We start from the raw sequence: 13,047 nt of genomic DNA, 5'->3' as shown, positions 1-13,047 counted from the left end.
AAGCATCACGCCAGCATCCGGCGCTTAGCGCTAATTACTTAGAAATACGCTTGTACTTGATACGCTTCGGCTCCAGCGCATCCGCGCCCAGCGTGCGTTTCTTGTACTCTTCGTATTCGGTAAAGTTACCTTCGAAGAATTCCACCTTACCTTCATCCTGGTAGTCCAGAATGTGGGTCGCGATACGGTCGAGGAACCAACGGTCGTGCGAGATAACCATCGCGCAGCCTGGGAACTCCAGCAGGGCGTTTTCCAGCGCGCGCAGGGTTTCGATATCCAGGTCGTTGGTCGGTTCATCGAGCAGCAGCATGTTGCCGCCAACCTGCAGCAGCTTCGCCAGGTGCAGACGACCACGCTCACCGCCGGACAGTTCGCCGACGCGTTTGCCCTGATCCACACCTTTGAAGTTAAAGCGGCCTACGTAGGCGCGGCTTGGCATTTCGGTGTTGCCGATACGCATGATATCCAGCCCGCCGGACACTTCTTCCCACACGGTTTTGCTGTTGTCCATGGCATCACGGAACTGGTCAACAGACGCCAGCTTCACGGTTTCACCCAGCTCAATGGTGCCGCTATCAGGCTGTTCCTGACCGGACATCATGCGGAACAGGGTGGATTTACCTGCACCGTTCGGACCGATAATGCCGACAATGGCGCCTTTCGGTACTGAGAAGCTCAGGTCGTCGATCAGTACGCGATCGCCGTAGGATTTACGTAGATTGGTCACTTCAACGACTTTATCACCCAGACGAGGTCCTGGCGGAATAAACAGTTCGTTGGTTTCGTTACGTTTCTGGTATTCGGTATTGTTGAGTTCTTCAAAGCGTGCCAGACGGGCTTTGCCCTTAGACTGACGGCCTTTCGCGCCCTGACGAACCCACTCCAGCTCTTTCTCAATGGATTTACGGCGAGCCGCTTCCTGAGAGGCTTCCTGGGCCAGACGCTGATCTTTCTGCTCCAGCCAGGAGGAGTAATTGCCTTCCCACGGAATGCCTTCGCCGCGGTCAAGTTCCAGGATCCAGCCGGCAACGTTGTCGAGGAAGTAACGGTCGTGGGTAATCGCCACCACGGTGCCTTCAAAGTCATGCAGGAAGCGTTCCAGCCACGCGACGGATTCGGCATCCAGGTGGTTAGTCGGTTCGTCGAGCAGCAGCATGTCTGGTTTTTCCAGCAGCAGGCGGCACAGCGCGACGCGGCGGCGTTCACCACCGGAGAGCTTCTCAATTTTGGCATCCCAGTCCGGTAGACGCAGGGCATCGGCGGCGCGTTCGAGCTGTACATTCAGATTATGACCGTCGTGCGCCTGAATGATCTCTTCAAACTTGCCCTGTTGCGCGGCCAGCTTATCGAAGTCAGCGTCCGGTTCGGCGTACTTCGCGTACACTTCATCCAGGCCTTTCAGCGCGTTAACCACTTCGGCAACCGCTTCTTCAACGGATTCGCGAACGGTATGTTCCGGGTTCAGTTTCGGTTCCTGCGGCAGGTAACCGATTTTAATGCCAGGCTGTGGGCGAGCTTCCCCTTCGATATCGGTATCAATACCAGCCATGATGCGCAGCAGGGTAGATTTACCCGCACCGTTCAGACCGAGTACACCGATTTTGGCGCCAGGGAAGAAGCTCAGTGAGATGTTTTTAAGAATATGACGTTTCGGCGGAACGACTTTGCCGACACGATGCATGGTATAAACGAATTGAGCCACGTGGACTTCGCCTCTTTTATAGTGATGAGTAGAGTTTTCAAAGGCGAAGTGTAGCCTTTTTCATTGCTCAATCCCAGCCAGCAGATCTCACTCGCAACAAAAGTAAAAAAGTGTCCGTGACGTGGCGCATTCTGCAATGTCTGGTTAGCATGAATGAATTAAGCGGCACGATGCTGCACAGACGTAAACGACAAGAGGAAGAGCTTGTGGACAAAGCCAAACAATTTACCTGGCGCCTGCTGGCTGCCAGCGTATGTCTGCTGACGGTCAGTCAAGTAGCGCGAGCGGATTCCCTGGATGAGCAGCGCAATCGCTATGCGCAAATTAAGCAGGCCTGGGATAACCGACAGATGGATGTCGTCGAGCAGATGATGCCTGGCCTGAAGAACTATCCTCTGTATCCGTATCTGGAATATCGCCAGATTACTGACGATCTGATGAATCAGCCGACCATTACCGTCACCAATTTTGTGCGCGCCAACCCGACGCTGCCGCCCGCGCGTACTTTGCAATCGCGTTTCGTGAATGAACTGGCGCGCCGCGAAGACTGGCGTGGGCTGCTGGCGTTCAGTCCGGAAAAACCGGGCACCACCGAAGCGCAATGTAACTATTACTTCGCGAAATGGAGTACCGGACAAACTGAAGAAGCCTGGCAGGGGGCGAAAGAACTGTGGCTGAGCGGAAAAAGTCAGCCGAACGCCTGTGACAAATTATTCGGCGTATGGCGGGCTTCAGGCACCCAGGATCCGCTGGCGTATCTGGAGCGTATTCGTCTGGCGATGAAAGCCGGGAATACCGGGCTGGTCACGGCGTTGGCCGGACAGATGCCCGCAGAATATCAAACCATCGCTTCAGCGATCATCGCGCTGGCCAACGATCCGAATTCGGTAATGACCTTTGCGCGGACAACCGGAGCAACAGATTTTACGCGCCAGATGGCGGCGGTGGCTTTTGCCAGCGTGGCGCGTCAGGATGCGGAAAACGCCCGCCTGATGATCCCCTCGCTGGTGCAGGCGCAGCAGCTGAATGACGAGCAAACCCAGGAGCTGCGCGATATTGTTGCCTGGCGCCTGATGGGTAATGATGTGACCGACGAGCAGGCCAAATGGCGCGATGATGCCATTATGCGCTCGAATTCCACAACGCTTGTGGAGCGGCGTGTGCGCATGGCGCTGGGAACCGGCGATCGCCGTGGCCTGAATACCTGGCTGGCGCGTCTGCCAATGGAAGCCAAAGAAAAAGATGAGTGGCGCTACTGGCAAGCGGATCTGCTGCTGGAGCGCGGACGCGATGCGGAAGCCAAAGAGATCCTGCACCAACTCATGCAGCAGCGCGGTTTCTATCCGATGGTGGCGGCACAGCGCCTGGGCGAAGAGTACGTGCTGAAAGTGGATAAAGCGCCGGACAACGTTGACTCTACGCTAACTCAGGGGCCAGAAATGGCGCGCGTACGCGAGCTAATGTACTGGAACATGGACAATACCGCGCGCAGTGAGTGGGCGAATCTGGTCACCAGCCGTACCAAGTCCGAGCAGGCTCAGTTGGCGCGTTACGCGTTCAACAATCACTGGTGGGATCTAAGCGTACAGGCCACGATCGCCGGTAAGCTGTGGGATCATCTGGAAGAGCGTTTCCCTCTGGCCTATAAAGATCTGTTTACCCGCTATACCAGCGGCAAGGATATTCCGCCAAGCTATGCGATGGCGATAGCGCGTCAGGAAAGCGCCTGGAATCCAAAGGTGAAATCGCCGGTTGGCGCCAGCGGACTGATGCAGATTATGCCGGGCACGGCGACGCATACGGTGAAAATGTTCTCGATTCCAGGTTACAGCAGTCCGAGCCAGCTACTGGATCCTGATACCAACATCAACATTGGTACCAGCTATTTACAGTATGTGTATCAGCAATTCGGCAATAACCGCATTTTTGCTTCTGCGGCGTATAACGCCGGACCGGGGCGCGTTCGTACCTGGCTTGGCAATAGCGCGGGCCGTATCGATGCCGTCGCGTTTGTCGAGAGCATTCCGTTCTCAGAAACGCGGGGCTATGTGAAGAACGTGCTGGCTTACGATGCGTACTATCGCTATTTCCTCGGCGATCAACCGGAATTGATGAGCGACGCAGAATGGCAACGTCGTTACTGATCGTGTCGGTTGTGTTATGCTATTGTACTCGTTAAAGAGTACAAAGGGGGAAGCAAGCACGCTTCCCCCCGCAACGATGGCGATAACTTATGACTCAGCAATCACCCTATTCAGCAGAGATGGCAGAACAGCGTCACCAGGAGTGGTTACGTTTTGTCGATCTGCTTAAACACGCCTATGAACAAGACTTACACCTGCCGCTGCTCAACTTGATGTTAACGCCGGATGAGCGCGAAGCGTTGGGCACGCGCGTGCGGATCATAGAAGAGCTGCTGCGCGGCGAGATGAGCCAGCGCGAGCTGAAAAATGAGCTTGGGGCGGGGATTGCCACCATTACGCGGGGTTCAAACAGCCTCAAATCCGCACCGGTGGATCTGCGTCATTGGCTGGAGCAGGTGTTGCTCGGGAAAAATTGATCCGCCGGATGTGGCTTTGCCTTATCCGGCCTACGATTGAACATCCGGCACAATGCTATAAATACACCGCGTTATGAAACGGACTGAGCGCCAGAATCACCGCCTGGTGGTAGACGCTTGAGCGCGTCAGCTTGCCCGCGGTAAAGACACCGATTGCGCCCTCTTTACGGCCGATCTCGTCAATGCCCGTGTACTGCGACATTACCGGGCCGAGCGCTTCACCCAGGCGTACTCTGTCGAGAATGACAGCAGGCAATGGCAACGTGGCTGAACGGGCTTCACCGCGCTGGACGCCGTTATCAATCACCACCCAACTGAAGGTGGCGTCATCGTCGATTCCCGCTTCAATCGCGACCCAGAAATCAGCCTGCGGGTGCAGACGACGCGCGTTATCAACGCGATTTCGTGCGCCAGTGCGCGTTTCCTGGCTTCCGAAAGGCTGTTCCGGCACGCCACTCTCGACGGCGACGGGTTCAATATGGCAGGATCCTTCCCCGAAAATCTCTTCAAATGCCCGCAGAATTGCCTGAATTTTGGCAGGATTGGTGGTCGCAGAGATAACCTTGTGCATAATTAAGCTCAGTTTGAAAATTCATCGCATCGCAGTATAACGGAAAAAAAGCATGTTACAGGTATACCTTGTTCGCCATGGCGAAACGCAGTGGAACGCCGAGCGACGTATTCAAGGCCAGTCAGACAGCCCACTGACCGCTAAAGGTGAGCAGCAAGCCATGCAGGTGGGTGAACGCGCCCGCTCATTTGGTATTACGCATGTCATCAGTAGCGATTTAGGTCGTACACGACGCACCGCAGAAATCATCGCCCAGGCCTGCGGCTGTGATATCACCTATGACTCTCGTTTGCGCGAACTGAATATGGGCGTGCTGGAGCAACGCCATATCGATACGTTGACGCCGGAGGAAGAGGGCTGGCGTCGCCAGTTGGTGAACGGTACGGTGGATGGTCGTATTCCGGAAGGGGAATCGATGCAGGAACTGAGCGATCGCGTTAACGCGGCGCTGGCATCCTGTCTGGAACTGCCGCCGGGGAGTCGTCCGCTGCTGGTCAGTCATGGTATCGCGCTGGGTTGCCTGGTGAGTACGATTCTGGGATTACCGGCATGGGCTGAACGTCGCCTGCGTCTGCGCAACTGTTCTATTTCTCGCGTCGATTATCAGGAAAGTTTGTGGCTGGCGCCGGGATGGGTAGTTGAAACGGCAGGGGACATCTCTCATCTGGACGCCCCTGCGTTGGATGAACTGCAGCGTTAGCGGCGAATCGGAATCAGGAATTCGCAGCGCAGGTTGATCGGGCGATCTCCCGCTTTGGCATCTTCTGCCGGGTAGTATCGCTCGATATCCTGCCCTTTACGGCGCGTCAGGTTCAGCATTGGCATGCATGTGCCGTAAACCGTCAGGATAAACTCCTGCACGCCCGTCCCCAGACCCTCATAGGTAAACATCACATATTCGCCGCCCTGTAACAGGATGGGTTGCGCCGACTGCACGTATCCGTTGGCCTGCTCTGGTGTGAGCGCGGTGGTATAAAACACTTCCTGTTCGTCATCTTTCTCAATGCTGGGGCGCGTTTCATTGAGTCCGTACAGAACCTGCGGGATCGCAGGAGCATGAGCAAGGAAGTCGCGCCAGAACTGGATCCGCATTTCATGACGGAAATCTGAAATCTGCTCAAGCGAGCAGGAATAACTCTGCGTGGTACCCAGCAGTGGTGTATCTTCCAGCGTTACGAATTCATGCGCTGGCATGGCAAATTCCCCGAGGCGCATCGGCGGGCGAATACCGAAAGCGCTCCAGTCCGGTGAACGACGATACAGCGCAGGCGTCTGAGAAAACTGTTTCTTGAACGCGCGGGTAAAGGTTTGTTGAGAGTCAAAGCGATACTGCAGGGCGATGTCCAGTATTGGACGCGCAGTCAGGCGTAGCGCCACTGCGGACTTCGATAAACGACGGGCGCGGATATAGGCGCCAATAGCATGGCCCGTCACGTCCTTGAACATTCTCTGCAGATGCCACTTGGAATAGCCTGCTTTTGCCGCCACATTGTCAAGCGACAAAGGCTGATCCAGATGGCCTTCCAGCCAGATTAAGAGGTCGCGAATAATGCCAGCCTGATCCATAAAATATCCTCATCCTTTCAACAACGAGTACCTGACGTCAGGTATGAGGATAATAGCATTTTTTGCTGTTTTAGCATTCAGTGTTTTTTTTGCTCATAAATGCTTTTTTCGAACATACGAAAGCGTGATTATTGTAATCCTGTGATCTGTATACGTTTTATCTTAGAATGTCGAATAATTGCACAGAGTAACTTTTAAAAATGGTAACAATATGAAATATAAGAGCTTAATCATTTCCTCAATTCTGCTGATGATGGCGCAGGTTGCCCATGCGGAGCAGATTGGATCTGTCGATACCGTGTTCAAAATGTTTGGACCGGATCATAAAATTGTGGTCGAGGCATTTGATGATCCTGATGTCACCAATGTGACCTGCTACGTGAGTCGGGCGAAGACCGGCGGCATCAAAGGTGGGCTGGGGCTGGCGGAAGATACCTCCGATGCCGCCATTTCCTGTCAGCAGGTGGGGCCAGTAGAACTGAGCGACAGAATCAAGAACGGCAAAGCGCAGGGCGAAGTGGTCTTTAAGAAACGGACATCGCTGGTGTTTAAATCTTTACAGGTCGTGCGTTTTTACGATGCGAAACGCAACACGCTGGCCTATCTGGCCTATTCCGATAAGGTGGTTGATGGATCGCCCAAAAATGCTATCAGCGCGGTACCCATCATGCCGTGGCAGCGATAACAGGTAGGCAAAATGCAACAGGCGCTGATTTGGTTGGTTGAGGACGAGCAGGGGATTGCGGATACGCTTATCTACATGCTGCAGCAGGAAGGTTTTAGCGTCGAAGCGTTTGAGCGCGGGTTACCCGTGTTGGAAAAATCTCGCCAGCGATGCCCTGATGCGATCGTTCTGGATGTCGGGCTGCCGGATATCAGTGGTTTTGAACTGTGTCGACGCTTGCTGGAACGCCACCCGGCATTACCGATCCTCTTTCTGACCGCACGCAGCGATGAGGTGGATCGCCTGCTGGGACTGGAAATTGGCGCGGATGACTATGTTGCCAAGCCTTTCTCGCCGCGCGAGGTGTGCGCCCGCGTGCGTACGCTGCTGCGGCGGGTGCAAAAATTCTCCGCGCCTTCATCAACGACGCGCTGTGGGGATTTCGAACTTAATGAGCTGGCCGCGCAGATTACCTGGTTCGGTACGTCGTTAAACCTGACGCGCTATGAATTTCTGTTGCTGAAAACGTTGCTGATGTCGCCGGGGCGCATTTACTCTCGCCAGCAGTTGATGGATTCGGTCTGGGCCGATGCGCAGGACACCTTTGACAGAACGGTTGATACCCACATCAAAACGCTGCGCGCCAAGCTGCGGGCGATCAATCCTGAGCTTTCCCCCATCAATACGCATCGCGGTATGGGATATAGCCTGAGGAGCGTCTGATGCGCATTGGCATGCGTTTGCTGCTCGGCTATTTTCTGATTGTTGCCGTCGCTGCCTGGTTCGTTCTGTCGATCTTTGTGCAGGAAATTAAGCCAGGCGTCCGTCGAGCGACTGAAGGCACATTGATTGATACCGCCACGCTGCTGGCTGCGCTGGCGCGTGATGACTTACTCTCTGACACCCCCGCCAACGGCAAGCTGGCGCAGGCCTTTTCGCAACTGAATAACCGCCCATTCCGCGCTAATATCAGCGGCATTAACAAAGTCCGTAATGAATACCATGTCTACATGACGGACGCGCAGGGCAAGGTGGTGTTTGATTCCGCTAATAAAGCCGTTGGCGAAGATTATTCCCGTTGGAACGACGTATGGTTAACGTTACGCGGGCAATACGGCGCTCGTAGCACGCCGCAAACCCCGGACGATCCGGAAAGTTCGGTGATGTACGTTGCCGCGCCGATCGTTGACGGTGGGCGTATTATCGGGGTGCTGAGCGTCGGTAAGCCGAATGCAGCGATGGCGCCGGTAATTAAACGCAGTGAACGGCGGATGCTGTGGGCCAGCGCCGTATTGCTGGGCATCGCCTTAGTGATTGGCGTCGGGATGGTATGGTGGATAAATCGCTCGATTGCCCGGCTGGCACGTTATGCCGACTCCGTTACCGAGAATCGCCCCGTCCCATTGCCCGATTTAGGCAGCAGCGAGCTGCGTAAACTGGCGCAGGCGCTGGAAAGTATGCGTCTGAAGCTGGAGGGCAAGAATTATATTGAGCAATATGTGTATGCGTTAACGCATGAACTGAAAAGCCCGTTGGCGGCCATTCGCGGTGCAGCTGAAATTTTGCGCGAAGGGCCTCCGCCTGACGTAGTGGCACGTTTCACCGAGAATATTTTGACGCAGAATGCCCGCATGCAGGCGCTGGTCGAAACTCTGCTACGCCAGGCGCGACTGGAGAATCGACAGGACATTACGTTGACGCCCGTGGCGGTAGATGCACTTTTTACCCAGCTTAACGAGGCGCGTAGCGTGCAACTGGTCGCAAAAAACATCACGCTTACCATTGTACCTTCATCGCTGACGGTTGCCGCCGATGCCGCACTGTTGGAGCAAGCGTTGGGTAATCTACTGGATAACGCCATCGATTTTACGCCGGAGAACGGGGCAATTGTATTGAGCGCGCATCCGCAGGAGGACCGCGTCACAATTCAGGTCAGTGATAACGGCAGTGGCATACCTGACTTTGCGTTGCCGCGCATTTTTGATCGCTTCTATTCGCTGCCCCGCGAGAATGGGCATAAGAGTAGTGGGCTGGGGCTGGCGTTTGTCAGTGAGGTTGCGCGATTGCATCGAGGTGACGTGACGTTATGCAACCGACCAGAAGGCGGGGCGCAGGCCTCGTTTACACTTCACCGTTACTTCACATAACTTCAAATTCCCCGCACATAGCTGTTTTACCTTGCTGATATTGCAAAGGAGAACGCTATGTTTAAATCCCCCCTGTTTTGGAAAATCGTCACCTTAGGTGGCGCTATGCTGCTGCTGTTAATTCCACTGACGATGGTCAGGCAGATTATTGTTGAGAGGTCGGACTATCGTAGTGAGGTAGAAGATGCTATCCGACAGAGCACCAGCGGACCGCAAAAGGTGGTAGGCCCGCTGATTGCCGTCCCGGTGACGGAACTGTATACCGAGCTGGAAGGTGACAAACAGATCCCGCGAAAGCGGAGCTACATCCACTTCTGGTTGCCGGAATCGCTGGTTGTTGAGGGTAACCAGAACGTTGAAGCGCGTAAGATAGGTATTTATGAAGGACAGGTCTGGCACAACGATTTATCGGTGAAGGCCGAGTTTAATGCTGAACGGTTGAGCGATTTAAACCATCCCAATGTCAGCGTCGGCAAACCGTTTATTGTGGTTGGCGTGGGCGATGCGCGCGGGATTGGCGTGGTAAATACGCCACAGGTCAATGGAACGTCGTTGGCGGTTGAGCCGGGGACGGGGCTGGATGGACGTGCTCAGGGGATCCACATTCCGCTACCGGATGCCGGCTGGGCGGAAAAAAATCTCAGCGTCGTGTTGTCGCTTAATCTGAGTGGAACCGGTGATTTTTCTGTCGTCCCGGTTGGTCGTAATAGCGAAATGACTGTAACCAGCAACTGGCCACATCCTAATTTCCTCGGTGATTTTCTTCCGGCTAAGCGTGAAGTCAGTGAATCTGGGTTTAAGGCGCAATGGCAAAGTAGCTGGTTCGCGAATAATCTGGGAGAACGCTTCGGCGATGAGAAGATTGGATGGCTGGGGATGCCCGCATTTAGCGTCGCTGTGGCTACGCCTGCGGATCAGTATCAACTGACAGATCGGGCGACAAAGTATGCCATTTTATTGATTACACTGACTTTCATGTCTTTCTTTGTGCTCGAGAGTATGACCAGCCTGCGTCTGCACCCGATGCAATATCTGTTGGTGGGATTATCACTGGTGATGTTCTATTTGTTGTTATTGGCGCTGTCGGAGCATGTGGGTTTTACTGCCGCGTGGATTGTCGCCAGCCTGGTTGGCGCGCTGATAAACGGCGTGTATTTACAGGCGATACTACAGGGATGGCGTAACAGTCTGTTTTTTACCGCAGCATTGCTGGGATTGGATGGCGTGATGTGGGTGCTGCTGCGTTCACAGGACAGCGCGTTACTGCTGGGAACGGGTGTGCTGTTACTGGCGCTTTGTGGGGTCATGTTCCTGACGCGTCATCTTGACTGGCACGCGCTTGCACAGCCAAAGCCCAAAAAGGAGAACGCAACTGAGGATGATGAATTACGGTTGTGGAAATAGGGGCGTAGTGAAATGAAAAACGGCGCATAAGGCGCCGTTTTTATACCAGTCAGGATGACATTAATCCTGCAGGTCGCCGCAGAAACGGTAACCTTCACCGTGAATGGTAGCGATGATTTCTGGTGTATCCGGCGTGGATTCGAAGTGCTTACGAATACGGCGGATTGTTACGTCAACGGTACGGTCATGCGGCTTCAGTTCGCGACCGGTCATTTTTTTCAGCAGTTCTGCGCGAGACTGGATCTTGCCCGGATTCTCGCAGAAGTGAAGCATGGCACGGAATTCGCTACGTGGCAGTTTATACTGCTCGCCGTCAGGGCCAATCAGAGAGCGGCTATTGATGTCCAGCTCCCAGCCATTGAACTTGTAGCTTTCGACGCTACGACGCTCTTCGCTCACTGTGCCCAGATTCATGGTACGGGACAGCAGGTTACGAGCACGGATAGTCAGTTCGCGTGGGTTAAACGGCTTGGTGATGTAATCGTCAGCGCCGATTTCGAGGCCGAGAATTTTATCGACTTCGTTATCACGGCCCGTCAGGAACATCAGTGCAACGTTAGCTTGTTCGCGAAGTTCGCGCGCTAACAGCAGGCCATTTTTACCTGGCAGATTGATATCCATAATCACAAGGTTGATGTCATATTCAGAGAGGATCTGATGCATTTCCGCGCCATCTGTCGCCTCGAATACATCATAGCCTTCCGCTTCGAAAATGCTTTTCAACGTGTTACGTGTTACTAACTCGTCTTCAACGATAAGAATGTGCGGGGTCTGCATGTTTGCTACCTAAATTGCCAACTAAATCGAAACAGGAAGTACAAAAGTCCCTGACCTGCCTGATGCATGTCGTAAATTAACATGATCGGCGTAACATGACTAAAGTACGTAATTGCGTTCTTGATGCACTTTCCATCAACGTCAACAACATCATTAGCTTGGTCGTGGGCACTTTCCCTCTGGACCCGACAGTGTCAAAAACGGCTGTCATCCTAACCATTTTAACAGCAACATAACAGGCTAAGACGTACCGGACACCCAATAAAACTACGCTTCGTTGACATATATCAAGTTCAATTGTAGCACGTTAACAGTTTGATGAAATCAACGTATCTAAATGGTAGCTTTCATCACAAAATTGCAATATTACAACTAGTTGCACGCGCTAATTAATAAATGTAATGAATCCAATCTATGAGAACCATTCTAAATCAAATTATCATGGATAAACAGAAGGATATGCAACTTCTGTTAACATAAAAAGCAATAGTACATGCAGGAAATAGTTTAGCATTTTTTACTGAATGTGAAATGCTTTTTCAGTGATTTTTGTTAAAAATATGTAAATTCGCGCTGCGTAATATGTTGATGCACATCACATAATTATCTACAGGCCGGTTAAAAAGAGTATCAAAATGCGTTTAACAATTATTCTGGTTGCTCCAGCCAGAGCCGAAAATATTGGCGCGGCAGCTCGTGCTATGAAAACCATGGGATTCACGCAATTGCGGATCGTTGATAGCGAGGCTCATCTGGCGCCTGCGACGCGATGGGTGGCACATGGTTCAGGTGACATTATTGATAATATTAACGTTTTTCCAACGTTAGCCGATGCGTTGCACGACGTTGATTTTACCATTGCCACCACGGCGCGTAGTCGCGCGAAGTTCCATTATTACGCCACTCCGGTCGAGCTGGTTCCCCTGTTGCAGGAAAAATCAACGTGGATGGATCACGCCGCGTTGGTGTTCGGTCGTGAAGATTCAGGCCTGACAAACGAAGAGTTGGCGCTAGCGGATGTGCTAACCGGCGTGCCGATGGTGGCTGACTATCCTTCACTCAATTTGGGTCAGGCGGTGATGGTGTATTGCTATCAATTAGCAGGTTTAATACAACAACCGGCAAAAAACATTGAGGTGACGGATGAGCTTCAGCTGCAGGCGTTACGTGCCCGGGTTTTGCAATTATTAGCCACGTTGAACGTTTCTGACGACATTAAGTTGACGGACTGGCTGCAACAGCGAATGGGTCTGTTAGGACAGCGAGACACGGCAATGTTGCACCGTTTTTTACATGATATAGAAAAAAACCTAACAAAATAAAGTGTTGGTCTGTTTTTGTTGTGTGGTGTTTTATTCTGGTTTCAAGTGGGCGGGACACGCTGTATTGGTTGAAAGTAAAAGGGCAAGCAGTCGCTCGTGAACAAGTTTCGGAATGTGATCAATTTAAAAATTTATTGACTTAGGTCAGCAGATACTTTAACCCTAAAAGAATACAAGACAGGTCATAAATAATTACAGAGCACACAACATCATGAAACGCATCAGCATCACTATTACCACAACCATCACCATTACCACAGGTAACGGTGCGGGCTGACGCGTACAGGAAACACAAGAAAAAGCCCGCACCTAAACAGTGCGGGCTTTTTTTTCG

Annotated in this window: 14 protein-coding genes and 1 other annotated feature; of the genes, 10 read left to right on the top strand and 4 right to left on the bottom strand. The window is 52.9% G+C overall.

Annotated elements, in window-relative coordinates; all coding sequences use genetic code 11:
* Nucleotides 1-34: 34 nt before the first annotated feature.
* The gene (ettA, locus tag OGX91_RS14805; protein ID WP_005123940.1) at nt 35-1,702 is read right to left on the bottom strand and encodes an energy-dependent translational throttle protein EttA; all 1,668 of its coding nucleotides are present in this window, start codon (nt 1,700-1,702) and stop codon (nt 35-37) included.
* Nucleotides 1,703-1,908: 206 nt separating this feature from the next.
* On the opposite strand from ettA, the gene sltY reads away from it, so the two are divergent.
* Nucleotides 1,909-3,846 carry a murein transglycosylase gene (gene sltY / locus OGX91_RS14800; RefSeq protein ID WP_005123943.1) on the top strand — a complete coding sequence of 646 codons (1,938 nt, stop codon included), beginning with the start codon at nt 1,909-1,911 and terminating at the stop codon, nt 3,844-3,846.
* Between the two features lie 89 nt (nt 3,847-3,935).
* Nucleotides 3,936-4,262 carry a trp operon repressor gene (gene trpR / locus OGX91_RS14795; RefSeq protein ID WP_005123945.1) on the top strand — a complete coding sequence of 109 codons (327 nt, stop codon included), beginning with the start codon at nt 3,936-3,938 and terminating at the stop codon, nt 4,260-4,262.
* Nucleotides 4,263-4,317: 55 nt separating this feature from the next.
* Here the strand turns inward: trpR and yjjX are convergent, their stop codons facing one another.
* On the bottom strand, nt 4,318-4,833 hold the full coding sequence (gene yjjX, locus OGX91_RS14790) for an inosine/xanthosine triphosphatase (protein WP_005123947.1): 516 nt from the start codon (nt 4,831-4,833) through the stop codon (nt 4,318-4,320).
* Nucleotides 4,834-4,885: 52 nt separating this feature from the next.
* Here yjjX and gpmB point away from each other — a divergent pair, with 52 nt between their 5' ends.
* Nucleotides 4,886-5,533 carry a 2,3-diphosphoglycerate-dependent phosphoglycerate mutase GpmB gene (gene gpmB, locus OGX91_RS14785; protein ID WP_005123948.1) on the top strand — a complete coding sequence of 216 codons (648 nt, stop codon included), beginning with the start codon at nt 4,886-4,888 and terminating at the stop codon, nt 5,531-5,533.
* Here the strand turns inward: gpmB and robA are convergent.
* The gene (robA, locus tag OGX91_RS14780; RefSeq protein ID WP_188232436.1) at nt 5,530-6,399 is read right to left on the bottom strand and encodes an MDR efflux pump AcrAB transcriptional activator RobA; all 870 of its coding nucleotides are present in this window, start codon (nt 6,397-6,399) and stop codon (nt 5,530-5,532) included. The two genes, gpmB and robA, sit on opposite strands and share 4 nt — an antisense overlap.
* Before the next feature lie 211 nt (nt 6,400-6,610).
* Between robA and creA the strand changes: the two genes are divergently transcribed.
* From creA to creD, 4 genes are read left to right on the top strand one after another with little or no spacing between them, the layout of a single operon-like run.
* Nucleotides 6,611-7,084 (top strand): protein CreA, encoded by a 474-nt coding sequence (creA, locus tag OGX91_RS14775; RefSeq protein WP_005123953.1) that lies wholly within the window; start codon nt 6,611-6,613, stop codon nt 7,082-7,084.
* Between the two features lie 12 nt (nt 7,085-7,096).
* The gene (gene creB / locus OGX91_RS14770; RefSeq protein WP_005123955.1) at nt 7,097-7,786 is read left to right on the top strand and encodes a two-component system response regulator CreB; all 690 of its coding nucleotides are present in this window, start codon (nt 7,097-7,099) and stop codon (nt 7,784-7,786) included.
* Nucleotides 7,786-9,210: a two-component system sensor histidine kinase CreC gene (creC, locus tag OGX91_RS14765; protein WP_005123957.1), complete on the top strand. Its 1,425-nt coding sequence runs from the start codon at nt 7,786-7,788 to the stop codon at nt 9,208-9,210. Before creB ends, creC begins: the two co-directional genes overlap by 1 nt.
* A gap of 57 nt (nt 9,211-9,267) precedes the next feature.
* Nucleotides 9,268-10,614 carry a cell envelope integrity protein CreD gene (gene creD / locus OGX91_RS14760; RefSeq protein ID WP_286626638.1) on the top strand — a complete coding sequence of 449 codons (1,347 nt, stop codon included), beginning with the start codon at nt 9,268-9,270 and terminating at the stop codon, nt 10,612-10,614.
* A gap of 60 nt (nt 10,615-10,674) precedes the next feature.
* On the opposite strand, the gene arcA is transcribed toward creD, so the two are convergent.
* Nucleotides 10,675-11,391, bottom strand: coding sequence for a two-component system response regulator ArcA (gene arcA, locus OGX91_RS14755; RefSeq protein ID WP_001194359.1), 717 nt, complete (start codon nt 11,389-11,391; stop codon nt 10,675-10,677).
* Between the two features lie 95 nt (nt 11,392-11,486).
* Between arcA and yjjY the strand changes: the two genes are divergently transcribed.
* From yjjY to thrL, 3 genes are all read left to right on the top strand, one after another.
* A complete protein-coding gene (gene yjjY, locus OGX91_RS14750) occupies nt 11,487-11,627 on the top strand; it encodes a YjjY family protein (RefSeq protein ID WP_001541509.1) in 141 nt (46 codons plus the stop codon).
* Nucleotides 11,628-12,026: 399 nt separating this feature from the next.
* Nucleotides 12,027-12,713 (top strand): tRNA/rRNA methyltransferase, encoded by a 687-nt coding sequence (locus tag OGX91_RS14745; RefSeq protein ID WP_149691184.1) that lies wholly within the window; start codon nt 12,027-12,029, stop codon nt 12,711-12,713.
* 206 nt (nt 12,714-12,919) lie between these two features.
* Nucleotides 12,920-13,046: a sequence feature (Thr leader region), on the top strand.
* Nucleotides 12,925-12,990, top strand: coding sequence for a thr operon leader peptide (thrL, locus tag OGX91_RS14740; protein ID WP_032337689.1), 66 nt, complete (start codon nt 12,925-12,927; stop codon nt 12,988-12,990). It overlaps the preceding feature by 66 nt.
* Nucleotide 13,047 lies beyond the last annotated feature (1 nt).

Source organism: Citrobacter sp. Cpa228 (assembly GCF_030333085.1).
Taxonomy (GTDB): domain Bacteria; phylum Pseudomonadota; class Gammaproteobacteria; order Enterobacterales; family Enterobacteriaceae; genus Citrobacter; species Citrobacter pasteurii.
Note: the sequence above shows the minus strand (reverse complement) of the source record. Positions and strands in the feature narration are given on the sequence as shown.